This window comes from Saccharothrix isguenensis, assembly GCF_052936305.1.
On the sequence record NZ_CP193626.1, the window covers coordinates 1,188,511 to 1,211,953 of the forward strand.

Genomic DNA, 23,443 nt, shown 5'->3' on the forward strand with positions numbered 1-23,443 from the left:
AACAACCGGGCGAAGCGGGTCGGGCTGGGTCGGTCGGACCGGGTCAGGCGGGCAGTTCGCGCAGCAGCTTGGCCACGTGGCCGGTGGCGCGGACGTTGTACATGGCCTTCTTGATCTTCCCCTCGGGGTCGACCAGGAACGTCGAGCGGATCACGCCCATGACGGTCTTGCCGTAGTTCTGCTTCTCCCCGAAGGCGCCCCACTCGGTCAGCACCTCGCGGTCCACGTCCGACAGCAGGGGGAAGTTCAGGCCCTCGGCCGCGGCGAACTTGGCCAGCTTCTCCGGCTTGTCCGGCGAGATGCCGACGACGTCGTAGCCGGACGACGTCAGGTCGCCGATGCTGTCGCGGAAGTCGCACGCCTGCTTGGTGCAGCCCGGCGTGCCCGCCGCCGGGTAGAAGTAGACGACCACGGAGCGGCCGGCGTAGTCGGAAAGCGAGACGGGCTTGCCCTCGCTGTCGGGCAGCGTGAACGCCGGGGCCTGGTCGCCCGGTGACAGGCGCTTCTGCTCGGTCATGGGCCCAGACGCTACAACCCGCCGCCCCGGGCCGATGCCACAGCCCGACGCCCAAGCCGACGCCCCAAGCCGATGCCACGGCCCGACCGGACGCCACCGGGTCAGGCGGTGCCCTCGAACGTCGCGCTCGGCTCCTGGTTCGCGCCGTTCGGCTCGACCACGAGCTGCAGCCGCACGGGATGGGCCGGCACGGCGAACGCGAGCGTCAGCACGGTCTCCGCGCCCGGCGCGACCTCGGTCACGGCGGCGGCGAGGCCGTTCAGCCCCTGCACGGAGTCGCGGACCTCGGCCACCGGCTCGCCGTCGACCACCGCGCGCACGGCGAGTTGGCTGGTCCGGTAGTCGGTCTTGGTCCCGTTGACGAGGGTCAGCGTGAACACCGCGGTGCGCGGCGATTTCGGGAACGACGTGTCGCTCGGCTTGAGCGAGGACGGCGGCGACACCGTCACGGCCATGCCGTTGGCCCACACCCGCTGCGCGCCGAACGCGGTGTACCCCGACGCGGACGGCGCGTCGCCACCTTGCTCGACCACCGCGGACGGTGCCGTGGGCGTGGAAATGTCGGAGGGGTCCGCACATCCCGCCATTGCCAGGCCTAGGCAGACGCCTACGGCCAGTCTGGCGAACTTCACGGACCTCCCCTTCCCGCCCCGGCGGTGGGCTTGACTGCGACTAGCCACCACCATGACGGTGTCGGAGGGTGCCGGGGGACCGATTCAGGGCCTTGATTCGCACCTGGTGCAGGCCTGTGGCCAAGCCGTGATGACGTACGGCTTCCCACGTGGGCGGCGCCACACCGCGCGTGGGCGGCGCCACACCGACCGGCCGGGATCGGGCGGATGTCCGCCCGGAAGTTGGGGAGCGCGTCGGGGGGCGTGCGCGCTCCACTCCGATCATCGCGGTCCGTGCGCCAACCGCTACACCTAGGCTTCGGTCTTCACCCGTTCGGCTGAGCGCCGGTCGGGTGAACGTCCGGCGATCTCGGCCAGGAGTTCGAACGAGCGGAGCACGTCCGACTGCTCGGCGACCATCGTCGTGACCATCAGCTCGTCGGCCCCCGTCTCCTCCAGCAGCCGCTCCAGCCCCGCCTCGACGGTCTCCGGCGAGCCGATGACCTGGGCGTCCAGCCGATCGTCGAAGATCAGCCGCTCGACGTCGGTGAACGGGTGGTCGGCGGCCTCCTGGTTGGTGGCCAGCCTGCTCGGCCGCCCGCTGCGCAGGTTGACGAACGCGAGCGCGCCCGGACCGGCGATCCAGCGGGCGTGCTCGTCCGTGTCCGCCACTATTACCGACGCGCAGACCAGCGCGTACGGCTGCTGGAGGCGTTCGGAAGGCCGGAACCGCTCGCGGTACAGGGCCAGCGCGGGCAGCGTGTTCTCGGCGCTGAAGTGGTGGGCGAAGGCGAACGGCAGGCCGAGCAGGCCGGCGACCTGCGCGCTGTACCCGCTCGACCCGAGCAGGAAGATGTCCGGCTTGTTGCCCTCGGCGGGCATCGCGTTCAGCGCTTCGGTGCCGTCGAAGTAGCCGGTCAGCTCGCTGAGCTGCTGCGGGAAGTCGTCCACGGACAGCGGGCCGGCGGTGCGGCGCAACGCCTGCGCGGTGCGCTGGTCGGTGCCGGGCGCGCGGCCGATGCCCAGGTCGATGCGGTCGGGGTGCAGGGCGGACAGCGTGCCGAACTGCTCGGCGACCACCAGCGGCGGGTGGTTGGGCAGCATCACGCCGCCGGACCCGACCCGGAGCGTCGTGGTGGCGTCGGCGACGTGGCCGATGAGGATGGCGGGGGAGGAGCTGGCGATACCGGGCATGTTGTGGTGCTCGGCCAGCCAGAAGCGGGTGAACCCGAGCTGTTCGACGTGCTGGGCCAGCTCACGTGTGTGCCGCAGCGCGGTTCGCGCGTCCGTCGCCGTGGTGACCGTGGCCAGGTCGAGCGCGGACAGCGGCACATCGCGAAGTCGGGTCATGCCGGGGTCAACGCGCGAGGCACCCCGTGTCTTCCTGGTGTGAGCACCGTGACGATCACAGTGGGAAGGTCGCGGCCCGCGCGCGCGTTGGTCGGGGTATGGACGTGGTGGTGATCGGTGCAGGTCAGGCGGGGCTGTCGGCCGCCTACTTCGTGAAACGTGCGGACCTCGACCACGTCGTGCTGGACGCCGGCGAAGGTGCGGGCGGCGCGTGGCGGCACCGCTGGCCGACGTTGCGGATGGCGACCGTGCACGGCATCCACGACCTGCCCGGCATGCCGTTCGCCGAAACGGACCCGACCGCGCCGGCCAACGAGGTGCTGCCCGCCTACTTCGCCGATTTCGAACGCCGCAACGACATCGCGGTGCGACGCCCGGTGCGCGTGCACGCCGTCCGCGATCACGGCGGACTGCTGCGGGTCGAGACCGATCGCGGCGTCTGGGAGACCAAGGCGCTGGTCAACGCGACCGGCACGTGGACGCGCCCGTTCTGGCCCCGCTACCCCGGCCAGGAGCTGTTCCGGGGCCGTCAACTGCACTCGTCGCAGTACCGGGGACCGGACGAGTTCGCCGGGCAGCACGTGGTCGTGGTCGGCGGCGGCACGTCGGCGGTCCAGCAGTTGCTGGAGATCGCGCGCCACGCCACCACGACGTGGGTGACCCGGCGCGAGCCGGAGTTCTCCGACGAGCCGTTCACGCCGGAACTCGGCCGTGCCGTGGTCGCGAAGGTGGAGGAGCGGGTCCGCCGGGGCCTGCCGCCCCGGAGCGTGGTCAGCGTGACCGGCCTGAGCCTCACCCCGGCCGTCCGCGACGCCCTCGGGGCCGGTGTGCTCGACCGCCGGCCGATGTTCGAGCGGATCACGGAGGACGGCGTGGTCTGGCCGGACGGCACGCACGAGCGGGTCGACGCGATCATCTGGGCGACCGGCTTCCGCGCCGCGCTCGACCACCTCGCGCCGTTGCACCTGCGCACGCCCGGCGGCGGCATCCGGCTCGACGGCACCAGGGTCGTCGCCGATCCCCGCGTGCACCTCGTCGGCTACGGCCCTTCGGCCAGCACGGTCGGCGCGACGCGGGCGGGCCGTGCGGCGGCGAAGGAGATCCGGGAGTCGCTGTCCCGCCGCGAGGCCGCCTGAGCAGCTGCCGACCTCGGCTAGCCTCGACCGGGTGCGAAGGGGGCTGCGCGTCGTCGCCGGGCTGGTGCTCGGCTTCCTGTCGGCGCTGCTCGACCTGCTCGTCGTGGTGTTCGCCCGGAACGCGGCCGTGGCGGTCGCGGGGCTGGAACGGCGGCGGCTGCGGTGGTTCCTCGACGTGGACAGCGCCGCGCCGACCAGGGCCCAGGCGGTGCGCTACCTGGCCGTCCGCGCGCCGGTCGGACTTCTCCGACGACTGGACGGACTTCGCGTGGGCCGGCCTGATCGGCTTGGTCCTGTTCTACATCGAGGTCCAGGGCATCATCGGCGTGGTGGCGCTGGAGGGGAAGGTCGCCCGCCGGTGGCTCGGCCCGAGCGAAGCCGAGTTGCTGCGCCTGCGCATCGACGAGTTGGCCGCGAGCCCGCCGCAACCCCGACCACGCGGGCGACCTGCTGGCCCAGGCGCACGAGGAGTCCCGGCACGTGCTGGAGGACCTGCGTGAGGTCGCCTGGCGGGTGTACCCGACGGCGTTGGACTCGTTGGGCCTGGTCGAGGCGCTGGAGGCGGTGGCGGACCGGTCCACGATCCCGGTGCGCGTGAGGTGCGCGCCGCTCGACATTTCGCCGCGGGCGCAGACGGCGGCGTACTTCGTCATCTGCGAGGCGGTGACCAACGCGGCCAAGCACTCGGGTGCGACGATGATCGACGTGGACATCACCGGGCACGGCGGGGCGGTGCGCGTGCGGATCGCGGACGACGGCGTCGGGGGAGCGGACCCGGCGGGCGGCGGGCTGGCCGGCCTGTCGCGGCGGGTGCTGGCGCTGGACGGCTCGTTCGACGTGAGCAGCCCGGCGGGTGGTCCGACCGTGATCACCGCGGAGGTTCCGTGCGGGTGATCCTGGCCGAGGACTCGACGTTGCTGCGCGAAGGTCTCGTGCGGCTGCTGGTCGAGGAGGGCCACGACGTCGTGGCGGCGGTGGGTGACGCGGAAGCCTTGGTGTCAGCGCGGTGGCCGCGTACCTGCCGGACGTGGTGGTGACCGACGTGCGGATGCCGCCGACGAACACCGACGAGGGGATGAAAGCCGCGCTGGAGATCCGCCGGCGGTTCCCCGGCGTCGGCGTGCTGGTGCTGTCGCAGTACGTCGAGCAGCGCTACGCCGTCGACCTGCTCACCGAGCACGCCGACGGCGTGGGCTACCTGCTCAAGGACCGGGTGGTCCAGGTGGAGGAGTTCCTGGACGCGCTGCGCCGGGTCGGAGAGCGCGGGGTCGCGTTCGACCCCGAGGTGGTGCGGCGGCTGCTGGCCCGCACCACGCACCCGCTGGGCGTGCTCACCGAGCGGGAACGCCAGGTGTTGGCGCACATGGCCGAGGGGCACACGAACAACGCGATCGCGTCACGCCTGCACGTGTCGCGCAGCGCGGTGGAGAAGCACATCAACTCGATCTTCGACAAGCTCGGTCTGTCCGGTGTGGACGGCTACAGCCGACGGGTGCTCGCCGTCCTGCGCTACTTGCGCGCCTGAGACCTCCGCTGGCTCACCCGTGAAGCGATGAAGAACACCACGGCCAGCAGCACGAGGCCGAGCACCACCTTCCCCACCACGCCCATGTACTGGTCGACGACGTGGTAGTTCTCTCCCAGGACGTACCCGGCGACGATCAGCGCGGAGTTCCAGATCAGGCTGCCCGCCGCCGTGAGCAGCACGAAAGCCGGCAGCGCCATGCGTTCCACGCCCGCCGGGATGGAGATGAGGCTGCGGAAGATCGGCACCATCCGGCCGAAGAACACGGTCGCCTTGCCGTGCCGGGCGAACCACTCCTCGGTCCGGTCCACATCGGACAGCTTCATCAGCGGCATCCGCCGGGCGATCGCCCTCATCCGGTCACGGCCGAGCAGCGCGCCGAGGTAGTACAGCGTGAGCGCGCCGGCCACCGACCCGACCGTCGTCCAGAGGATCGCGGCGACGAGGCTCATCTTGCCCTGGCTCGCGGTGAACCCGGCGAGCGGCAGGAACAGCTCACTGGGCAGGGGTGGGAACAGGTTCTCCAGCGCGATCGCGATCCCGGCGCCCGGCGCGCCGAGCGTTTCCATCAGGTCGATTACCCACGAGACGACATCCATGATGTTGAAGTTACGAACGCGCCGACACGGTCACCATGAAGCCGACCGCACGACCGGGTGTGGAAAACCTCAGTCCCCGCGCCCGGCGTGCTCCGCCAGTCCTCTGGCGTACCGCGTGATCACGGCTCGGAGCACGAGGCGGTAGGGCCACCCCGTTCCGCGTCTTCGGCTCGAACGACGAGTGCCGGCGGATCGCCGTGCCTCCCCCGTCCGGCGCGAGGTCGATGAACGCCCGGTAGTCGCGAATCGCGAGACCCGAGAGCAGGACGAGCCCACCCGTCGGTTCGGCGTCAGTTCGACGACCTCCTCCCTCGTGAGCGCCTTGCGGCCTTTGTTGTGGACTACCCGGACTTCGCCGACCCCACTCGCATCACCCGCGCGTTCCCGTTCGCACCGCACGACCGGCGACCACTCGGGCCACGTCGAACCGTCCGCTGCCAGGCGGTAAACCCGATCGTGAGACGCGCTGCTGCGCACCTGGACGTCCACTCTCTGTACCATGCGGTGCTCCCAGGGAACGACTCGTTCTGGAAGGTCCTCACGGACCCGGCCCTCCGCGCCCACGAACGCCTCGTCTTCGAGCTGTACGCCCAGGCCGCCCGAGGTCGACCGGGCACCACCTCGCTCCTGGACGGCGTAGTGGCGAAGTGGCTGGAACCGGTAGCCGCCCTGGAACGCGCCCGGGGCCACCCCCGGAAGTCGCCGTGACCGCCGCCATGGACCACTTCATCACCCTCATGCACCCCTGACCCCCGCGAGAAACGCGCGAGTCGTCCACTCAGGCACCGCGAGTCGTCCGGTCGGGCACCGCGAACCCGCCGGTCGGGACGGCACTAGGATCGGTCGACGTGAAGCGGATCCCGGTGATCGTGGTGGCGGGGTTCCTCGGCTCCGGCAAGACCACGCTGCTCAACCACCTGCTCGGCGGCAGTCGCGGCACCAAGGTCGGCGTGGTGGTCAACGACTTCGGCGCGATCGGCATCGACGCGATGAGCGTGGCGGGCCGGGTCGACTCCACGGTCTCGCTGAGCAACGGCTGCCTGTGCTGCGCGGTCGACGTCAGCGAGCTGGACGACATGCTGGCCAAGCTCGACTCGCTGGTGGACGTCATCGTCATCGAGGCCAGCGGACTGGCCGAGCCGCAGGCCATGGCGCGGATGGTGCTCGCGAGCGAGAACCCGCGCCTGACCTACGGCGGACTGGTGCTCCTGGTCGACGCGGCCGAGTTCCCCGACGATCTCGCCCGGCACCTGCGCGTGGCGGACCTGGTCGTGCTGAACAAAGTCGACCGCGTCGCCGACCCGACCGCGTTGGCGGCGGAGATCGACCGGCTCAAGCCCGGCGTGCCCGTGGTGCAGTCGTCGTTCGGGCGAGTGGACCCGGCGCTGCTGTTCGACCCACGGCCGCGCGAGCGGTTCGGCCAGCTGTCCTTCGAGGACCTGCTGGACGAGGAGCACGACCACGTGCACTACGACAGCGTCGAGTTCGCCACCGGGGAGGCGATGAACCCGGTGCGGCTCATGGCGTTCCTCGACGCCCGCCCGAAGGGCCTGTACCGGATCAAGGGCTTCGTCCGGTTCGACGTGCCGGGGTACCGGCAGCGGTTCGGCCTGCACACCGTCGGCGCGTTCCTGCGGTTCGAACGCTCGACGTGGCCCGGCCCCCGGCGCACCGAACTGGTGCTCATCGGCACGGGCCTGGACGTCGCCGCGATCCGCGCCGGACTCGCCGCCTGCGTCGAGCCGGACCCGGCGTCGGTGGACCCGCAGTCGATGCTGGAAGTCCTGCGCTACAGCGCGTGAGCGGCCCCCGGCGACGAAAGCGCCGAGGGCCGCTGGTGACGCGTGGGCTCGGAGAGACTCGAACTCTCACTGGCACGGACCTAAACCGTGTGCCTCTGCCAATTGGGCTACGAGCCCGGCGGTGCAAGCTTATCGGCAGCGTTCGGCGGCCCGGTGCCGAGGGACACGACGTTCCTCCACCCGGACCTCGCGCCGGACTTCACCTCGAATCAAAACGCTGTTCTGGAACCGTGGTCCGGCCGGTCCCGTCAACGGCGTTCGGGCGCCTCAACTACGGTTGTGGCCAGACCGCAGCTAGGAGGAGATGTGGCCCGCGATCCCGACACCATCCAGCGCGAGATCGAGCAGGCTCGCGACGCGCTGGCCGTGACCCTGGACGAGCTGGGGACCAGGGCGAATCCCCAGCGCTTCGTCGAGTCCGGCAAGGAGAGCGTGCGCGCGAAGCTCGACGAACCCAAGATCCGGTACTCGCTGATCGCGGTGGCCGTGCTCGTCGGGTTCGCCTTGCTGCGCAAGCTGTTCCGGTGACCTACTGCCCCTCGGCGACGAGGGGCAGTAGCACCTGATCCACCACGCGGTCCACGAACGGCAGGTCCAGCGGGTCGCCGGTGAGCATCAACCGGTAGATCAGGGCCGCGCCCGCGATCTCGACCGCCATGCCGCGCGGCGCGTCCGGGCGGAGTTCGCCGCGTTCGGCGGCACGATCGAGGATGCGGCGCAGCACGTCCCGCTGGGCGATCAGGAAGGTGTCGCGGAACGCCGTGGCCAGCTCCGGCTCGTGCGGCAGCTCGCCGACGAGCGCCTGTGCCGCCTTGCCGATCGGGCCGGACAGGAACGCCGCGAACGCGCTCAGGAACTCCCGGAGGTCACCGGCCAGCGAGCCGGTGTCCGGCTCGGCCAGGTTCTGCTGCGCGAGCCGCGTGCACGTGTCGATCACGAGGTCGAGCTTGGACTCCCAACGCCGGTAGATCGTCGCCTTCCCCGCGCGGGCGCGCGCCGCGACGGCGTCCATGGTCAACGCCCGGTAACCGACTTCCGCCATCACCTCCAGCGCGGCCTGTCGCAACGCGTCGTCCCGGGTGGCGTCTCTCGGTCTGCCCCGCTGCGGGGTCCGTGCCGCCCCGCTGTACACCGGTGTGGCCATGTCTGTGCTCCTGTCGCCTTTGGCCGGACATCCTAGGCCGGAGCTGTCGGAGTCAGACCTCGATCGCCTGCTCATGAGCGGTGCTCGCTTCGGATTCACCCGGTGGGGGCGGTGGGGTCAGACCCGCGCGGGTGTGCAGGTACGCCACCGAGAACGCGAACGCGTCGCCGTCCAGCATGTGCACGACGGCGCGGTTGGGCCGCCCGCTCGCGATCTCGTCCACCAACTGGTCGGCCGCGAGCCTGGCCGCGATCAGGCCCGGCGCGGTCGCGTCGAGTTCCTTCCCGTCGGCCCGCACGGCGACCGCCCAGTCGTCGCCGTCGCGGCGGTAGTTCGCGGTGATGGTGAGCTTGGACATGCCTCGCCTTCCAGTCGGTCTTGGCCTTATCTGACTCGTGTTTCGGCTTTGCCGCGTCCTGTATCCCTCTATCGAGTGAGTAATCACCCGGAATTGCCGCATTCGTCGGTTTCGCCGTTGGTTCGTCACACGAACGGTTGACCCACGAAAGATGAGCACACTCTGTGCGTCTTCAGTAACGCCATGCTACCGACATCCGATAGGCCGTTTGGAGCAACACCTATGGCTTAGGAGGTCTTTGTGAGGCGTCGAATGACCGTCGCGGTGTGCCTGGCGTTCGGGTTGCTGGTGGCGCCGGGCGCGGCGTTGGCCGATTCGCCGGGGGTGTGGGAGGGCCACGGCCGGGGCGACGTGTGCGGGCACCGCGGTGAGCCGCCGTGTCACACGACGACGACCGCGCCACCGGTCACGACGACGACCACGCCCTGCCCGACCACGACCGCGCCGCCGGCCACGACCGGCACCAGCACGTCGTCCACCGGGGCGACCACCACGACGACGGACGTGTCCGGCACGTCGGCGACGTCCACCACGACCCCCGGCTGGGTCACGTCGACGACCGCCGTCACGACGACCACGGACGTGGCCGGCACGACGGCCACGTCGCACACCGTGCCGCCGAAGACCACCGTGCCCGCCGGGCCGCCGGTGGCACGTCCGGGCTCGACCGCGACGCACGCCCTCGCCGACACGGGCGCCACGCCGCTGTGGACGGGTCTCGGTGGTCTGGCCGTGCTGCTCGCCGGCGCAGCGCTGCTGCTGGTCAGCCGCCGACGCGCGTGAGCGGTCAGGTCGTGAGCCTGGAGGCCACGCCCCGCCACACGACGTCCATGACGTAACCGGTCGCGAGCGCGGGCCCCACGTCGGGCCTGCGCTCGCACCACAGCGCCAGCCGTTCGGTCGCCCCCACCACGATCTCCGCGAACGCCTCGGCCTCGACCGGGTTCACGTCGGAGTCGAAGCTGCCGATCACGGCCGCGATCAGGTCCGTCTGCTGTCGCCGGATGCCCTCGACCTCCTCCACGGCCGACGGCACGGTGATCGCCGCCTCCTGCCGCAGCAACGACCACGACTGCTTGTGCTCGGCGATGAACTCGAAGAACGCCATCAGGCCGAGGCGGAGCACGTCCTCCGGCCCGTCCGCTCCGGTGATGGCCCGCTGGGTGCGGTCGAGCAGTTCGGCGCGCGCCCGGCGGATGCAGCCGATGAGCAGGCCCTCCTTGGAGCCGAAGTACTCGTAGAGCATCGGCTTGGACACCCCGACCCGTTCGGCGATCTCGTCCATCGACGCCGCCAGGTACCCGCGTTCGGCGAAGACGCCCTCGGCGATGTCGAGCATCTGCGCCTTGCGCTCGGCCTTGGGCATCCGCCGGCGGCGTGGCTCGGTGGTGGTCACGAAGTCCAGGCTACCGGAGGTAACTTACTTGCAGTAACCTACTGGGGAGTACGTAAGTAGTTGATCCCCTTGGGGTACGGAGGACGGGCATGCACCGAGAGGTCAAAGTCCTGGTCGTCGGCACGGGCTTCTCCGGCTTGGGCATGGCGATCGAGCTGAAGCGGACGGGTGAGCGGGACTTCGTCGTGCTGGAGAAGGAGGCCGACCTCGGTGGCACGTGGCGGGACAACTCGTACCCCGGCTGCGCCTGTGACGTCCCGTCGCACATGTACTCGTTCTCGTTCGAGCTGAACCCGCGCTGGTCGCGGATGTTCGCCCGGCAACCCGAGATCTGGGACTACCTCAAGCGGGTGGCGGAGAAGTACCGGCTGCGCGAGCACATCCGGTTCAACAGCGAGGTCAGCAGCGCGCGCTGGGACGAGGACGACAAGCTCTGGCACGTCACCACCGGGAACGGCGACACGTACACCGCGAAGTCGGTGGTGGCGGGTGTCGGCGCGTTGCACATCCCGAACGTCCCGACCCTGCCCGGCATCGACGCGTTCCAGGGCAAGGCGTTCCACTCCGCGCGGTGGGACCACGACTACGACCTCAGGGGCAAGAGGGTCGCGGTGGTCGGCACCGGCGCGTCCGCGATCCAGTTCGTGCCGCGGATCGCCGACGAGGTCGAACGCCTCACCCTGTTCCAGCGCACGCCGCCGTGGATCATGCCCAAGATCGACCGGGCCATCACCACGTGGGAGCAGAGGCTCTTCCGCGCCCTGCCGTTCACGCAGCGGCTCTACCGGAACTTCGTCTACTGGACGCGGGAGTCGAGCGCGCTCGGCTTCGCGGTGAACCCGAAGATCATGGAGTTCGCGCAGAACATCGCGCGGCGGCACATGCGCCGTCAGGTGCCGGACGAGGCGTTGCGGGCCAAGCTGACGCCCGACTACACGATGGGCTGCAAGCGGGTGCTGATCAGCAACGACTACTACCCGGCGCTGAGCAAGCCGAACGTGGACCTGGTGACGGACGGCATCGCCGAGGTGCGGGCGAACAGCGTGGTGGACCGCGCGGGCGTCGAGCACGAGGTCGACGTGATCATCTACGGCACCGGGTTCCACGTGGTCGACTCGTTCGACTACCTGGACGTCGCCGGGAAGGGCGGCGTCGACCTGGCCAAGCAGTGGCGGGAGAAGGGCATCGAGACGTACTACGGCATCACCGTCTCGGGCTTCCCGAACTTCTTCTTCCTGCTCGGCCCGAACACCGGCCTGGGGCACAACTCGGTGGTGTTCATGATCGAGTCGCAGATCCGGTACGTCCGCCAGTGCCTGGAGCTGCTGGACCGGCACCAGGCCGACGAACTCGACGTGCGGCCCGAGGCCCAGGCCCGGTTCAACCGCGAGTTGCAGCGCAAGCTGACCAAGGGCGTGTGGACCGAGGGCGGCTGCAAGAGCTGGTACCTGGACGCGCAGGGCGTCAACCGCACGGTCTGGCCCGGCTTCACCTGGCGCTACTGGATGCGCACCAAGACCGTCCGCGCCGAGGACTACACCCTCACCCGCGCCCGCCGAACCCGAGTCACGGCCTGACCGGCAGGTTCACCATGCCCCACCGGCAGGTTCGCGGTGTCGGAGTGGAGGACTCGCGGGAATGCGCGAGTCCTCCACTCAGGCACCGCGAACCTGCCAGTGCGGTCAGGCGGAGACGCCGGCGGCTTTGGCTCGTTCGGCGCGCAGGCGGGTCACGTCGGGGAGTTCGAGCGGGCCGGGCTTGGCGCCGGTGGCCCACTCGATCAGCAGGTCGGCGATCTGCGGGTTGCGCGGCAGGACGGGCCCGTGCAGGTAGGTGCACAGGATCCGGCCCTGGACGGCGCCCTCGACCGAGCCGTCGTTGCCGGTGCCGACCTTGACGTGGGCCAGCGGACGGGCGGAAGGGCCGAGGACGGTGCGGCCCTGGTGGTTCTCGAACCCGGTCAGCAGGCCCTCGAACAAGCCGCCGGCCGGGGTCGCGATGACCTCGCCGATGGCCCGGCTGCCGCCCGCGTGCGACGTGGAGTCGATCAGCCCGAGACCGGGGTGGGTCACCTGGTCGGCCCGGGTGAACGACTCGCCGAAGATCTGGATCCCGGCGCACACACCGAGGATCACCGCGCCGCGCGCCGCCGCGTGCTGCATCCCCGGGTGCTCCCGGAGGTGCCGCACGGCCAACGTCTGCGCGGTGTCCTCACCGCCGCCGACGACGTAGATGTCGCACGAGTCCGGCACCGGCTCGCCGAACTTCACGCTGATGATCTCGGCCGGGATGCCCCGCCACGTCATCCGCTTCTCCAGCACCACCGCGTTGCCGAAGTCGCCGTAGGTGCCCAGCAGGTCGGGCAGGACGAGTGCGATCTGGACCTTGCTCGTGCTCACTGGGCGGCCCTCGCGTTCAGGTCGCGGAACGCGGTGTAGTTCGCGATCACCTCGACCGGACCGGGCGGCATGGCGTCGATGGCCAGCAACGGGTCCGGCACGATCGTGTGCTCGACCTCGGCGTACGTCAGCCGGACCGCCAGGTCCGTGGCACGCTCGCCGGACGCGATCACCTGACGGCCGCGCATCCGCTCGAACGGCACGTCCCACAGCCAGGACAGGTCCCGCCCGTCGGCCTCGTGCGCGTTGATCACCAGCACCGCCGGGTGGTCGGCTTCCCGGACCACGGTCAACGTCTCGCTCCACCCCGCCGGGTTCTTCGACAGCAGCAACCGGGCCCGGTGCCCGGAACGCTGGATCGTCCGGTACCGCCCGGCCACGTTGGACACGCCGCGCAACCGCTGCACGGCTTCCTCCACGGGCACGCCCAGCGCCGCCGCGGCGGCCGTCGCCATCACCGCGTTCGCCTGGTTGAACTTGCCCGGCAACCGGAGCGACAGCTCGACCTTCGCGCCGTTCGGCGCGACCAGGTACCCGTCGCCGGTCACCCAGTGGGGCTCCGGCCGGGCCAGGTCGCACCCGGTGCAGTGCCAGTGGTCGGCGCCTTCCCACCGGATCGGGTCGCCGCAGCGCGGGCACGAGGCGGCGTCGTTGTGCCAGCCCGTCCCGGTCGCCACCCAGACCACGTTCGCCGAGTCGCGCGCCGCCGACGTCACCATGATGTCGTCGCAGTTCGCCACCACGACACCGGTCACGGACGACAGCGCCGTGCGCAGCGACCTCTCGATGGTGCGCACCTCGCCGACCCGGTCGAGCTGGTCGCGGCTGAGGTTCAGCAGCACCGCCACGGCCGGCGACGCGGCCCGGACGACCTCGGGGAAGTACCCCTCGTCGACCTCCAGCACCGCGTACGGCGCGTCGGGCTGCTTGGACAGCGCGGTCACGTGCCCGTCGGGCATGTTCGCGCCGCCGTGGTTGGTCGCGACCTCACCCAGGAACGACATCGCCCGGCTGAGCATCATCGTGCTGGTCGTCTTGCCGTTGGTCCCGGTCACGAGCGCGACCGAACGACCGGAGGTCAAGTGCGCCAACGCCTGCGGGTCGAGCCGCAGCGCGACCCGGCCGCCGATCATGCCACCGGCGCCCAGACCCATCTTCTGCGACAGCTTGGAACTCATGTTGCCCAGTCGCACGGCCGCCGCGGTGCGCAGCGGCAAGCGGGCTGGGTCTGCACCTGGAGTGTTCGGCAAGCGGACTTCCTGCATCGCTCAGGGGAGGGGGAAGGTCCGATGCTACCGGGGGCGGTGGTTGGCCAACTCCCGCAGGGTCCCGATCAGCTCCACCGTGCTGAGCTGGCACAACTGGGCCATGTACTCCAGCGCGGGCAGGTCGAGGTGCACCTCGGGGGGCTGGCCGGGCATGAGGTGGGCGAGCCGGCCCTGCGCCCAGCGGCGCAACGGCATCAGCTGCGGTCGCGTGTCGGCGACGACCGCGGCCAGGTCTACCGACAGGTGCCCGGTGGGCGCGTCCCCGAACACGCGTTCGTGCACGCGGGCCAGGACCTGGTGCGCCGGCACGCCCAGCGCGAAGCAGATCTCCACCAACCTGATCACCGAGCACTGGCGGGTGCCCAGCTCGTACGTGGCCAGCGTTTGCAGCGAGATTTCGCTCTGCAGTCGGCGGTTGAGCTCCTTGCGGGTCCATCCGCGCTGCTTGCGAAGGCTGCGGAGCTCATCACCGAGCACGCGTTGGTACGCCGCTGTGTCGATCTCCACCGTCAAGTCCTCCAGTCGCCGGGGCCCCGACAGACCCCACGGAGATGGAAGGCGCGACCGGGCGATTGCTGACGCGACTTGTCCGAATAATCGCCCGATCAGGCTAATCGACTGGTACTCACAGTAGAGTTTCAGCGCTCCAACGCGCTGGTCACGCCCGTCTCCCGTGGCCCGAGGAAGCGGGGGTCCCGCTTGGCCACCAGGCCGTCCCACATCGCCTTGCCCGCCGCGGCCGTCTCCCGGAGGTGGCCGTAGGCGGTGGTCCTCGTCCACCGCCGGGACGTGTCGTGCCCCACGCCGAACGCCTCGATGCCCGCCGAGCGGCACAGCGCCACCGCCCGGGGCAGGTGGAACTCCTGGGTCACCACGGTCGCCCGCTCGACGCCGAAGATCCGCTTGGCGCGCGTGCACGAGTCCCACGTGTCGAAGCCGGCGTAGTCGGTCACCACCAGCCGCTCGGGCACGCCCTGGTCGATCAGGTACGTCCGCATCGCGCTCGGCTCGTCGTACCCGGTCCGACCGTTGTCGCCGCTGACCAGCAGCACCCGGACCTTGCCGCGCCGGTACAGGTCGGCGGCCACGTCGAGCCGGCCGGCCAGGAACGCCGTCGGCGTGCCGGCGCTGGTCAGGCCCGCGCCGAGGACGAGCCCCACCGGCGTGTCCGGCACGTCCGCCGCCGTGTGCCGGTAGGCCGCGCTGCTCGTCTGCACCCACACCCACGGCGTGGCCGCGAGCACGGCCAGCAGGCCGAGCGCGATCAGCACCCGCTTCCAGCGCAGCCGCCTGAAGAACTTCCCCACGAGCGTTCCCCCTCCGACCCGGTCAGTTGACGCAGCGCACCCCGTCGGCGGTGATCGGCGGCTGGCTCGGAGTCGTCGTGTCGGGCTGCTGCTGCCGCGCGCCGTCCAGTCCGACGAGTGGCAGGCCGGCGAGGCTCTGCCTGCCCGGACCGGAGTAGTCGGCGCCCACGAACACCCGGACGTGGCCGGTCGGGATGTCGGCGTCCTCCTCCAGGTCCAGCTCGCCGCCCAGGGCCTCCACCACGGCCTCCGCGCCGGCCTCGCCGCCCAGCCCGTAGCGGACCACGGACGTGTCCATGAGCGCGGCGTTGTCGGTGCCGCCGTCGACGAACTTCTTCGCCACCAGCGACTGGAGCACCCGGCCGGCGAGCCCCGACGCGCCGGACGCGTTGCGCACCTCGACGGTCACGGTGGCGTTGTCGACGGGCGGCGCCGTGCTGGTCTGCGCGGTCGGGTCGGCGCTGAGGCCCTTGATGAACTTCTTCACCTCGCGCTCGTTCACCTCGACGGCCAGGCCGTCCTCGGGAGTCTGGAGCTCGGGGTTGCCGGTCGGGATCGTCTCGAACTTGAGGCTGCCGCCGGTGAGGTCCTTCATCTGGGTGGCGAACCGGAGCACGTCCCAGTCCTTGTCCAGCACGATGGACTTGCTCAGCGCGTCGATCAGGTCGCTGAGCTTGCCGGGGTCGGACAACGTGCCGGCGGACAGGATCTGCTTGGCCAGGCCCGCCATGAACACCTGCTGGCGCACGATGCGGTCGAGGTCGCCGCGCAGCAGCCCGTACCGCTGCCGGACGAACGCCAGCGCCTCGCGGCCCTGGATGCGCTGCGGTCCGGCGGCGAAGTTCGCGCCCGACATGTTGTCGCGGGTGGCCTGGTTGAGGCACACGTCCACGCCGCCGACGGCCTTGGTGATCTCGTAGAACCCGACCAGGTTGATCTCGGCGTAGTGGTCGACGGTGACGCCGGTCAGGTCCTCGATGGTGTTGATGAGGTTCTTCGCGCCCTTCTGCCGCGACTGGACCTCGAGTTGCTGCGGGTCGGTGACGCCCGAGCTCTTCAGCTCCTCGATCGCGTCGTTCTTGCCGTACCCGTACGCGGAGTTGAGCTTGTGCCGGCCGTAGCCGCCCGCGATCCGCACGTACGCGTCGCGCGGGAACGACACGGCGACCGCCTTGCCGCCGTCGTTGGGCACGTGCATCAGGATCAGCGTGTCGGTGTTCAGGCCGCCCGACGACTCGTCGCCCGCGTGCAACTCGTCCAGGATCTCCTGCGGCAGCGGGTTGCCCTTGGAGTCGGTGCGGCTGTCCATGCCGACCATGAGGATGTCGACCGAGCCGTCGGCCGGCTTCTCCCCGCCGCCCCCGTCGCTGATCACGTCGGTGGTGGCGATGTCGCTGACCAGCGACTGGTAGTTCGACCACGCGTAGCCGGTGCCCAGCAGCACGACGGCCGACAGCAGCGCGACGAACGAGCGGCCGGCGACGGAACCTCCGCCCGACCCGCGCGCGGGTGGACGCCGGTCCGGCGGACCGGTGCGCGTGGCCGGCGGACGAGGCCGCTGACCCGCTGCGGGGCCTGGACGAGCGGGGTTCTGACCAGTCGTCTTCTGGCCGGCGGGGTTCTGGGCAGTGGGTTTCCGGGCCGCGGGGTGCTGACCGACGGGACGGGGCTTGGCCCGGCCGGGAGGCTCGCCGCCGGCCCTGGCAGGTTCACCGGACCGGGGGACGCCCGCCGGACCCGACCGCGGCACGCCGGCCCGTCCGCCGGACCGGGGTTCACCTGGCGTGGGCCGGTCGGACCTGGGTGGGTTCACCCGGTCGGGCGCAGGACGCCTGGGCCGCTCAGCGGGCGCGCCTGCTCGCCCGCCGGTCGGCCTGCGCGGCGGCTCGGGTCGCTCAGGGGGCTCCGGGCGACGCGGCGGTTGCTGGCCGCGCGGCGGTTGACCTGCGGAATGGCTCCGTGGAGGAACAGGACGTCCGCGGAACCCCTCGGGTTCGCCTGGCCTCGGCGGCCGGTTGTCCACTCCCACTCCTCCTATGTACCCAGGTTCATCCCATTGGACGCACGAGGGGTCGCCCGGGTTGCGCGGACAGCGTGGCACAGCACCGCGCGCCTGGTGGTGATACCGGGTGTCGGCGCTGCTGACCAGGTCGGTTACCCGATTGTGAGGTCGCGTGCACCCCGTTCGTAGACTGCCACCGTGCTGACCATGCAGGATGCGCTGCTCGCGCTCACCAGGTACTGGACCGAACGGGGCTGCGTCGTCGTGCAGCCGTACAACACCGAGGTCGGCGCCGGTACGTTGAACCCGGCCACCGTGCTGCGGGTTCTGGGGCCGGAGCCGTGGCGCGTGTCCTACGTCGAGCCCAGCGTGCGGCCCGACGACGCCCGGTACGGCGAGAACCCGAACCGGTTGCAGACCCACACCCAGTTCCAGGTGATCCTCAAGCCCGACCCCGGCAACCCCCAGGAGCTCTACCTGGGCAGCCTCGAAGCGCTGGGCATCGACGTCCGGGCGCACGACGTGCGGTTCGTGGAGGACAACTGGGCCTCGCCCGCGCTGGGCGCCTGGGGCCTGGGCTGGGAGGTGTGGCTGGACGGGCTGGAGATCACCCAGTTCACCTACTTCCAGCAGGCCGGCGGCATGTCGCTGGACCCGGTGTCGGTCGAGGTCACCTACGGCATCGAGCGGATCATGATGGCGCTGCAGGGCGTCGACCACTTCAAGGACATCGCCTACGGTCCCGGCATCTCCTACGGCGAGGCGTTCGGCCAGTCCGAGTACGAGATGAGCCGGTACTACCTGGACGACGCCGACGTCGAGGCGAACAAGCGGCTGTTCGAGGAGTACGCCGCCGAGGCCCGCCGGATGCTCGACGCGCGCCTGCCGGTGCCCGCGCACAACTTCGTGCTGAAGTGCTCGCACGCGTTCAACGTGCTGGACGCCCGTGGCGCGATCAGCACCACCGAGCGGGCCCGCGCGTTCGGCCGGATGCGCGGCCTGGCCCGCGAGGTCGCCCAGCTGTGGGCGGCCCGCCGCGAGGAGCTGGGCCACCCGCTCGGCCTGGTCGAGGCGCCCGCCGCGGCCGTGCTGCCGAAGACGTTCGCCGAGGTCGCCGAGTCGAGCACGCTGCTGTTCGAGATCGGCACCGAGGAGCTGCCGCCCGCCGAGGTGACCCGGACCGTGGACGCGGTCGGGAAGGCCGTGGCGGACAAGCTGGGCGCGACCAGGCTGGCGCACGGCGTGGTCGAGGCGCACGGCACGCCACGCCGGATCGTGGTGCTGGTGCCGGACGTCGCGCCGCGCGAGCCGGACGCCGAGAAGACCGTGCGCGGCCCCCGCGTGTCCGCCGCCTTCGACGCGGACGGCAACCCCACCAAGGCCGTGCAGGGCTTCGCCCGCGGTCAGGGCGTGGACGTCGACGCGCTGGGCCGGGTCACCGAGAACGGCGTCGAGCACGTGGCCCTGGTGCGCACCGACCCCGGTCGCGGCGCGGTGGAGGTGCTCAGCGGGCTGCTCGGCGAGGTGGTGGCCGAGCTGCGCGCCGAGAAGAACATGAAGTGGAACGACCCGAAGCTGTCGTTCACCCGGCCGATCCGCTGGCTGCTCGCGCTGCTCGGGACCACCCCGGTGCCGGTCGCGGTGTCCTCGCTGGCGGCCGAGCCGAAGACCCGGGTGCACCGCACGGCCGCCACACCCGTGGTCGACGTGACCACGGCGGACGGCTACCTGGAGTTCCTGACAGAGCACGGCGTCGACGCCTCGGCCGAGGCCCGGAGGGCCGCGATCGTGGCGCGGGCCGAGGAGCTGGCGGCGTCCGTGGGCGGGGTCGTGGACTTCGAGGGCGTGCTGGACGAGGTCACCAACCTGGTCGAGCGGCCGACGCCGATCCTCGGCTCGTTCGAGGAGCGCTACCTGGAGCTGCCCGCGCAGATCCTCACCACCGTGATGCGCAAGCACCAGCGCTACCTGCCGGTGCGCGCCCAGGACGGCTCGCTGCTGCCGCACTTCGTCGCGGTGGCCAACGGCGAGGTGGACGAGGATCTGGTCCGCGCGGGCAACGAAGGCGTGCTGCGCGCCCGGTACGAGGACGCGGCGTTCTTCTGGCGGGCCGACCTGCGCACGTCGTTGGAGGACATGAAGGCCGGGCTGGAGAAGCTCACGTTCGCCGACAAGCTCGGCTCGATGGCGGACCGGGCGGGTCGGATCGCGACGCTCGCCGGGCGGCTCGCCGGAGAGGTGGGCGGAGAGGCCGGAGCGGCCGACGACACGCTGGCGCGGGCCGGTGCGCTGGTCAAGTTCGACCTCGGTTCGCAGATGGTGATCGAGCTGTCCAGCCTGGCCGGCGTGATGGCCCGCGAGTACGCCGAGCGGGCGGGGGAGACCCCGGAGGTCGCGCGGGCGCTGTACGAGATGGAGCTGCCGCGGTCGGCGGGTGACGCGCTGCCGTCGTCCACGCCGGGCGCGCTGCTGTCCCTGGCCGACCGGTTCGACCTGCTGGCCGGGCTGTTCGGCATCGGGGCCAACCCGACCGGCAGCTCCGACCCGTTCGGGCTGCGGCGGGCGGCGCTGGGCGCGGTGAGCGTGCTGCGGGCGTTCCCGGAGCTGAAGGACATCACGCTGACCAAGGCGTTGTCGCTGGCCGCCCAGGACCTCGACGTGTCGGCCGAGGCGCTCGATGTGGCCCGCGAGTTCACCGTGCGGCGGTACGAGCAGCAGCTGCTGGACGCCGGTCACGACCACCGGTTCGTCAACGCCGTGCTGCCGCTGGCCGACGCGCCGGCGGTGGCCGACACGACGTTGGCGGAGCTGACGGACCTGGCCGGTGACGCCGAGTTCGCCGGGCTGGTCGCCGCGTTGCAGCGGGTGCGGCGGATCGTGCCCGCGGACACCGTGGGCGAGTACGACCCGCAGGTGCTGGCGGAGCCCGCCGAGGTGGCGTTGCACAAGGCGCTGGACGACGTGCCCGCCGGCGTGACCGGTCTGGCCGCGTTCGTCGCCGCCGCGTCCGGGCTCACCGGGCCGGTGAACACGTTCTTCGACGAGGTGCTGGTGATGGCCGAGGACCCGGACGTGAAGCGGGCCCGGCTGGGGCTGCTGGCCGCGATCCGCGACCTGGCCGCGCCGGTGCTGGACTGGCAGGCGCTCGGCACCGCCCTCGGCCAGGGCTGAGCTCGGAGGCCCGACAGCCGAAATCCCCGCTCCGCCGGATGAACCGGTGGGGCGGGGATTCGTCGTGCATCGCTACATGTCGCGGTTGGACAGGCTGCTCGACCACGACTGGGCGAGCGTCTGCGAACTGTCGACGACGACGGTGTGGTCCGGCGTGACCTCTTCGGCGGCAGCCGGCCCGGCGCCCAGGGCGAGCAGTGCCGCTGCGGTCGCGGCCGCCAGCGCTGCGGGGATGATTCTCACGCTGCTTCTCCTCACACACACCCAGCCAGGGTTCGGCAGGCGACACCATCGCACAGAAAACGGTCCAACGGGAAGTCCCCTTTCGCGCGTGCCGGTTCAGTGACCAATCGGGTGCGGAGCGTGATAGGCCTGTTGTGCGGCGGTGACCAGCGAATACAGGGGTTGTCGAGGGGGTGGTCCCCTAATGGGGCGGCCCATTCGGCGTCTCACCGTTGCTACGTCTTGACGAACCCGCTCCCAGAAGGATGGAATTCCGCAACATTCCGTTTTCCGCCGTCGTCATCGATGTGCCGTGCAAGGGGTTGGCGAATGCGAAGGCTACCCAGAGCCGCGTCCTGCGGTCTGCTCGTCCTGCTGGTCGCCTCGTGCGGCACGCCGCCCGACCCGTTGGCGCCACCGACCGGCAGCCCGGCGCCGAAACCGGTCGTCGGCGTGATCCTGCCGGACCGGGCGTCGTCGGACCGGTGGGATGAGCAGGACGCGCCGCTGCTGCTGCAGGCGTTGAGCTTCGCGGGCGTCGAGGGCGTGGTGGAGAACGCCGACGGTGACGAGGCGAAGTTCGCCTCCATCGCCGACGAGATGATCGACCGCGGGGTGAACGTGCTGATGACGACGCCGCTCACCCCCGAAGGCGGCATCGCGGTGGAGCGCAAGGCCAAGGACGCGGGCATCCCGGTGATCAACTACGACCGGATCAGCCTGGGCGGCACGGCCGAGTACTACGTCTCGTTCGACAACATCAACGTGGGCGAGCTGCAGGCCGAGGGCCTGCTCGGGTGCCTGGGCGACAAGAACGCCGCCCAGATCATCGAGTTGCAGGGCGCCCCGACGGACAACAACGCCACCCTCTTCTTCGACGGCCAGCGCCGCCTGCTGGGCCCGAAGTACGACAGCGGCGCGCTGCGGCTGGTCGACAGCAAGCCCGTCGACCAGTGGGACGCGGCGATCGGCAAGGCCGCGTTCGAGCAGATGCTGGCGGCCAACGGCGGCGTGGTGGACGGCGTGGTCGCGGCCAACGACGGGCTGGCGGGCGCGGCGATCGAGGTGCTGAAGGCGAAGGGCTTGGCCGGACGGGTGCCGGTGACCGGTCAGGACGCCACGCTGGAGGGCCTGCGCGCGATCCTGCGCGGCGACCAGTGCATGACGGTCTACAAGCCGATCCGGGACGAGGCCGAGGCGGCGGCGAGGCTGGCCATCGCGGTGGCCCGCGGCGACCTGAGCGGCGCGGACGACCTGGCCACCGGCAACACCCGGGACCTGGTCGCGAAGCGGGACGTGAAGTCGGTGCTGCTGGGCGCCGAACTGATCACCCGCGACAACGTGCGGACGCTGGTCGCCGAGGGCGCGGTCAAGCCGGACGTCCTCTGCGAGGGCGACACCGCCGCCGCGTGCACCGAGCTGAACATCCTGGCGAACTAGGCGGGCGCGCCCGGACCCGGCAGCACGTCGATGTCGGTCGGGCCCATCGGTCCGCCGCACTCCGAGCAGTGCAGCTCGACGTGCGCGATCCGGCCGCACGCGTGGTGGCGGTAGAGGACGGGCGGACCTCCGTCGCCCGCGGCCCAGCGGTCGCCCCACCGCACCATCACCATCAGCAGCTCGACCAGCTCGGTGCCCTTCGGGGTGAGCGCGTACTCGTGCCGCGGCGGCTTGGCCGAGTACGCGCGCCGCTCCAGCACGCCCTGTTCCACCAGCCACTTCAGCCGCTCGGCGAGCACCTTGCGGGAGATGCCGAGCTCTTCCTGGAGCTGGTCGAAGCGGCCGATGCCGATGTAGACGTCCCGCAGGATCAGCGGTGACCAGGGCTCGCCGACGACGTCCATGGTGCGCGCGATCGAACACGCCATCTCACCGAACCGGGTCCGCTGCATGAACCCAGTCTAGCCCGGTGGGTTCCCTCAGGGAACTAGCTTCTGCTAGGTTTGAGTTCCCTGAAGGAACTTGGAGGTGCGTGATGGCTCGACCGACCGTTGTCCCGCCGCGGGAGTGGCAGGCCGCCCTGGAGGAACTGCTGGCCAAGGAGAAGGAGCTGACCCGCGCGCTGGACGCGTTGGCCGCCGAGCGGCGCAGGCTGCCGATGGTCCGGCTGGGCGCCGGCCACGAGTTCACCGCACCGGACGGCGCCGTGGTCGGCCTCGCGGACCTGTTCGCGGGCCGTCGCCAACTGGTCGTCTACCACCACATGCTCGCGCCGGGGCACGACCGGCTGTGCGAGGGCTGCTGCTCGTTCACCGACAACCTCGGCGACCAGGCCCACCTCAACGCCCGCGACACCACGTTGGCCCTGATGTCCCGCGCGCCGCGGGACGAGATCGCCGCCGTGCGCGAGCGGATGGGCTGGACCCTGCCGTGGTACACGGCCGGCCAGGCGTTCTACGACGAACTGGGGTTGGGCGGCGGCTTCGGGCTGAGCGTGTTCCTGCGTGACGGCGACGAGGTCTTCCGCACCTACTTCACCACCGGTCGCGGCGTCGACCGGCTGCGCCTGGACTTCAACCTCCTCGACCTGACGCCGTACGGCCGGCAGGAGACGTGGGAGGACTCGCCGGAGGGCTGGCCGCAGACTCCGGCGATGGAGTGGCTGCGCCTGCGTGACGAGTACGAGGTGTGATCGC

The 23,443-nt window shown here is 71.1% G+C and carries 27 protein-coding genes, 1 tRNA gene and 1 pseudogene; 12 read left to right on the plus strand and 17 right to left on the minus strand.

Annotated features, from left to right (window positions below; all coding sequences use genetic code 11):
- Positions 1 to 43 precede the first annotated feature (43 nt).
- The 3 genes from bcp to ACRAKI_RS05795 form a co-directional block, all read right to left on the minus strand.
- Positions 44 to 517 (minus strand): thioredoxin-dependent thiol peroxidase, encoded by a 474-nt coding sequence (gene bcp / locus ACRAKI_RS05785; protein WP_447006010.1) that lies wholly within the window; start codon positions 515 to 517, stop codon positions 44 to 46.
- A 101-nt stretch (positions 518 to 618) separates the two neighbouring features.
- Positions 619 to 1,050, minus strand: coding sequence for a hypothetical protein (locus tag ACRAKI_RS05790; RefSeq protein ID WP_447006011.1), 432 nt, complete (start codon positions 1,048 to 1,050; stop codon positions 619 to 621).
- A 390-nt stretch (positions 1,051 to 1,440) separates the two neighbouring features.
- Positions 1,441 to 2,478 (minus strand): LLM class flavin-dependent oxidoreductase, encoded by a 1,038-nt coding sequence (locus tag ACRAKI_RS05795; RefSeq protein ID WP_447006012.1) that lies wholly within the window; start codon positions 2,476 to 2,478, stop codon positions 1,441 to 1,443.
- Positions 2,479 to 2,576: 98 nt separating this feature from the next.
- Here ACRAKI_RS05795 and ACRAKI_RS05800 point away from each other — a divergent pair, with 98 nt between their 5' ends.
- From ACRAKI_RS05800 to ACRAKI_RS05815, 4 genes and pseudogenes are all read left to right on the plus strand, one after another.
- Positions 2,577 to 3,614: an NAD(P)-binding domain-containing protein gene (locus tag ACRAKI_RS05800; protein WP_447006013.1), complete on the plus strand. Its 1,038-nt coding sequence runs from the start codon at positions 2,577 to 2,579 to the stop codon at positions 3,612 to 3,614.
- A 287-nt stretch (positions 3,615 to 3,901) separates the two neighbouring features.
- Positions 3,902 to 4,114: a hypothetical protein gene (locus ACRAKI_RS05805; RefSeq protein ID WP_447006014.1), complete on the plus strand. Its 213-nt coding sequence runs from the start codon at positions 3,902 to 3,904 to the stop codon at positions 4,112 to 4,114.
- Positions 4,095 to 4,508: a sensor histidine kinase gene (locus ACRAKI_RS05810; protein WP_447006015.1), complete on the plus strand. Its 414-nt coding sequence runs from the start codon at positions 4,095 to 4,097 to the stop codon at positions 4,506 to 4,508. The genes ACRAKI_RS05805 and ACRAKI_RS05810 overlap by 20 nt, the downstream gene beginning before the upstream one ends.
- Positions 4,499 to 5,139 (plus strand): annotated as a pseudogene (locus tag ACRAKI_RS05815) (response regulator transcription factor). The gene ACRAKI_RS05810 and the pseudogene ACRAKI_RS05815 overlap by 10 nt, the downstream one beginning before the upstream one ends.
- Here ACRAKI_RS05815 and ACRAKI_RS05820 read toward each other — a convergent pair.
- Together ACRAKI_RS05820 and ACRAKI_RS05825 are read right to left on the minus strand one after the other, a co-directional pair.
- A complete protein-coding gene (locus ACRAKI_RS05820; RefSeq protein WP_447006016.1) occupies positions 5,124 to 5,738 on the minus strand; it encodes a DedA family protein in 615 nt (204 codons plus the stop codon). The pseudogene ACRAKI_RS05815 and the gene ACRAKI_RS05820 sit on opposite strands and share 16 nt — an antisense overlap.
- Before the next feature lie 69 nt (positions 5,739 to 5,807).
- The gene (locus ACRAKI_RS05825; RefSeq protein WP_447006017.1) at positions 5,808 to 6,239 is read right to left on the minus strand and encodes an SRPBCC family protein; all 432 of its coding nucleotides are present in this window, start codon (positions 6,237 to 6,239) and stop codon (positions 5,808 to 5,810) included.
- A 3-nt stretch (positions 6,240 to 6,242) separates the two neighbouring features.
- On the opposite strand from ACRAKI_RS05825, the gene ACRAKI_RS05830 reads away from it, so the two are divergent.
- Both ACRAKI_RS05830 and ACRAKI_RS05835 read left to right on the plus strand, forming a co-directional pair.
- Positions 6,243 to 6,446 carry a hypothetical protein gene (locus tag ACRAKI_RS05830; protein WP_447006018.1) on the plus strand — a complete coding sequence of 68 codons (204 nt, stop codon included), beginning with the start codon at positions 6,243 to 6,245 and terminating at the stop codon, positions 6,444 to 6,446.
- A 140-nt stretch (positions 6,447 to 6,586) separates the two neighbouring features.
- Positions 6,587 to 7,540, plus strand: a complete 954-nt coding sequence (locus tag ACRAKI_RS05835) for a CobW family GTP-binding protein (protein ID WP_447006019.1) — start codon at positions 6,587 to 6,589, stop codon at positions 7,538 to 7,540.
- A 43-nt stretch (positions 7,541 to 7,583) separates the two neighbouring features.
- Here the strand turns inward: ACRAKI_RS05835 and ACRAKI_RS05840 are convergent.
- Positions 7,584 to 7,657: transfer RNA gene (locus ACRAKI_RS05840), tRNA-Leu, on the minus strand.
- 189 nt (positions 7,658 to 7,846) lie between these two features.
- On the opposite strand from ACRAKI_RS05840, the gene ACRAKI_RS05845 reads away from it, so the two are divergent.
- Positions 7,847 to 8,068: a DUF3618 domain-containing protein gene (locus ACRAKI_RS05845; RefSeq protein WP_033438423.1), complete on the plus strand. Its 222-nt coding sequence runs from the start codon at positions 7,847 to 7,849 to the stop codon at positions 8,066 to 8,068.
- 1 nt (position 8,069) lies between these two features.
- Here ACRAKI_RS05845 and ACRAKI_RS05850 read toward each other — a convergent pair whose 3' ends face one another.
- The 3 genes from ACRAKI_RS05850 to ACRAKI_RS05860 all read right to left on the minus strand — a co-directional run bounded on the left by ACRAKI_RS05850 (position 8,070) and on the right by ACRAKI_RS05860 (position 9,644).
- The gene (locus ACRAKI_RS05850) at positions 8,070 to 8,684 is read right to left on the minus strand and encodes a TetR/AcrR family transcriptional regulator (RefSeq protein WP_447006020.1); all 615 of its coding nucleotides are present in this window, start codon (positions 8,682 to 8,684) and stop codon (positions 8,070 to 8,072) included.
- A gap of 52 nt (positions 8,685 to 8,736) precedes the next feature.
- Positions 8,737 to 9,042 (minus strand): hypothetical protein, encoded by a 306-nt coding sequence (locus tag ACRAKI_RS05855; RefSeq protein ID WP_447006021.1) that lies wholly within the window; start codon positions 9,040 to 9,042, stop codon positions 8,737 to 8,739.
- Positions 9,043 to 9,422: 380 nt separating this feature from the next.
- Positions 9,423 to 9,644, minus strand: coding sequence for a hypothetical protein (locus ACRAKI_RS05860; RefSeq protein WP_447006022.1), 222 nt, complete (start codon positions 9,642 to 9,644; stop codon positions 9,423 to 9,425).
- On the opposite strand from ACRAKI_RS05860, the gene ACRAKI_RS05865 reads away from it, so the two are divergent.
- A complete protein-coding gene (locus tag ACRAKI_RS05865) occupies positions 9,625 to 9,825 on the plus strand; it encodes an LPXTG cell wall anchor domain-containing protein (protein ID WP_447006023.1) in 201 nt (66 codons plus the stop codon). The genes ACRAKI_RS05860 and ACRAKI_RS05865 overlap by 20 nt on opposite strands.
- Before the next feature lie 4 nt (positions 9,826 to 9,829).
- Here ACRAKI_RS05865 and ACRAKI_RS05870 read toward each other — a convergent pair whose 3' ends face one another.
- The gene (locus ACRAKI_RS05870; protein WP_447006024.1) at positions 9,830 to 10,438 is read right to left on the minus strand and encodes a TetR/AcrR family transcriptional regulator; all 609 of its coding nucleotides are present in this window, start codon (positions 10,436 to 10,438) and stop codon (positions 9,830 to 9,832) included.
- A gap of 89 nt (positions 10,439 to 10,527) precedes the next feature.
- On the opposite strand from ACRAKI_RS05870, the gene ACRAKI_RS05875 reads away from it, so the two are divergent.
- Positions 10,528 to 12,015 (plus strand): flavin-containing monooxygenase, encoded by a 1,488-nt coding sequence (locus tag ACRAKI_RS05875; protein WP_447006025.1) that lies wholly within the window; start codon positions 10,528 to 10,530, stop codon positions 12,013 to 12,015.
- Between the two features lie 105 nt (positions 12,016 to 12,120).
- On the opposite strand, the gene ACRAKI_RS05880 is transcribed toward ACRAKI_RS05875, so the two are convergent.
- The 5 genes from ACRAKI_RS05880 to ACRAKI_RS05900 form a co-directional block, all read right to left on the minus strand.
- Entirely contained in the window at positions 12,121 to 12,837 is a 717-nt protein-coding gene (locus ACRAKI_RS05880) for a type 1 glutamine amidotransferase (RefSeq protein WP_447006026.1), read from the minus strand.
- Positions 12,834 to 14,054 carry a MurT ligase domain-containing protein gene (locus ACRAKI_RS05885; protein WP_447006027.1) on the minus strand — a complete coding sequence of 407 codons (1,221 nt, stop codon included), beginning with the start codon at positions 14,052 to 14,054 and terminating at the stop codon, positions 12,834 to 12,836. The genes ACRAKI_RS05880 and ACRAKI_RS05885 overlap by 4 nt, the downstream gene beginning before the upstream one ends.
- Positions 14,055 to 14,129: 75 nt before the next feature.
- Complete coding sequence (locus ACRAKI_RS05890) at positions 14,130 to 14,612, minus strand: helix-turn-helix domain-containing protein (protein ID WP_447006028.1); 483 nt, start codon at positions 14,610 to 14,612, stop codon at positions 14,130 to 14,132.
- A gap of 131 nt (positions 14,613 to 14,743) precedes the next feature.
- Positions 14,744 to 15,412 carry a SanA/YdcF family protein gene (locus ACRAKI_RS05895; protein ID WP_447006029.1) on the minus strand — a complete coding sequence of 223 codons (669 nt, stop codon included), beginning with the start codon at positions 15,410 to 15,412 and terminating at the stop codon, positions 14,744 to 14,746.
- A 22-nt stretch (positions 15,413 to 15,434) separates the two neighbouring features.
- Entirely contained in the window at positions 15,435 to 16,856 is a 1,422-nt protein-coding gene (locus ACRAKI_RS05900) for an LCP family protein (protein WP_447006030.1), read from the minus strand.
- A 765-nt stretch (positions 16,857 to 17,621) separates the two neighbouring features.
- Between ACRAKI_RS05900 and ACRAKI_RS05905 the strand changes: the two genes are divergently transcribed.
- On the plus strand, positions 17,622 to 20,585 hold the full coding sequence (locus ACRAKI_RS05905; protein ID WP_447008344.1) for a glycine--tRNA ligase: 2,964 nt from the start codon (positions 17,622 to 17,624) through the stop codon (positions 20,583 to 20,585).
- 72 nt (positions 20,586 to 20,657) lie between these two features.
- Here ACRAKI_RS05905 and ACRAKI_RS05910 read toward each other — a convergent pair whose 3' ends face one another.
- Complete coding sequence (locus ACRAKI_RS05910; RefSeq protein WP_447006031.1) at positions 20,658 to 20,828, minus strand: hypothetical protein; 171 nt, start codon at positions 20,826 to 20,828, stop codon at positions 20,658 to 20,660.
- A gap of 309 nt (positions 20,829 to 21,137) precedes the next feature.
- Between ACRAKI_RS05910 and ACRAKI_RS05915 the strand changes: the two genes are divergently transcribed.
- Positions 21,138 to 22,247, plus strand: a complete 1,110-nt coding sequence (locus ACRAKI_RS05915) for a sugar ABC transporter substrate-binding protein (RefSeq protein WP_447006032.1) — start codon at positions 21,138 to 21,140, stop codon at positions 22,245 to 22,247.
- On the opposite strand, the gene ACRAKI_RS05920 is transcribed toward ACRAKI_RS05915, so the two are convergent.
- Positions 22,244 to 22,699, minus strand: a complete 456-nt coding sequence (locus ACRAKI_RS05920; protein WP_447006033.1) for a winged helix-turn-helix transcriptional regulator — start codon at positions 22,697 to 22,699, stop codon at positions 22,244 to 22,246. The two genes, ACRAKI_RS05915 and ACRAKI_RS05920, sit on opposite strands and share 4 nt — an antisense overlap.
- 83 nt (positions 22,700 to 22,782) lie before the next feature.
- On the opposite strand from ACRAKI_RS05920, the gene ACRAKI_RS05925 reads away from it, so the two are divergent.
- Positions 22,783 to 23,439 (plus strand): DUF899 domain-containing protein, encoded by a 657-nt coding sequence (locus tag ACRAKI_RS05925; protein WP_447006034.1) that lies wholly within the window; start codon positions 22,783 to 22,785, stop codon positions 23,437 to 23,439.
- Positions 23,440 to 23,443: the final 4 nt, after the last annotated feature.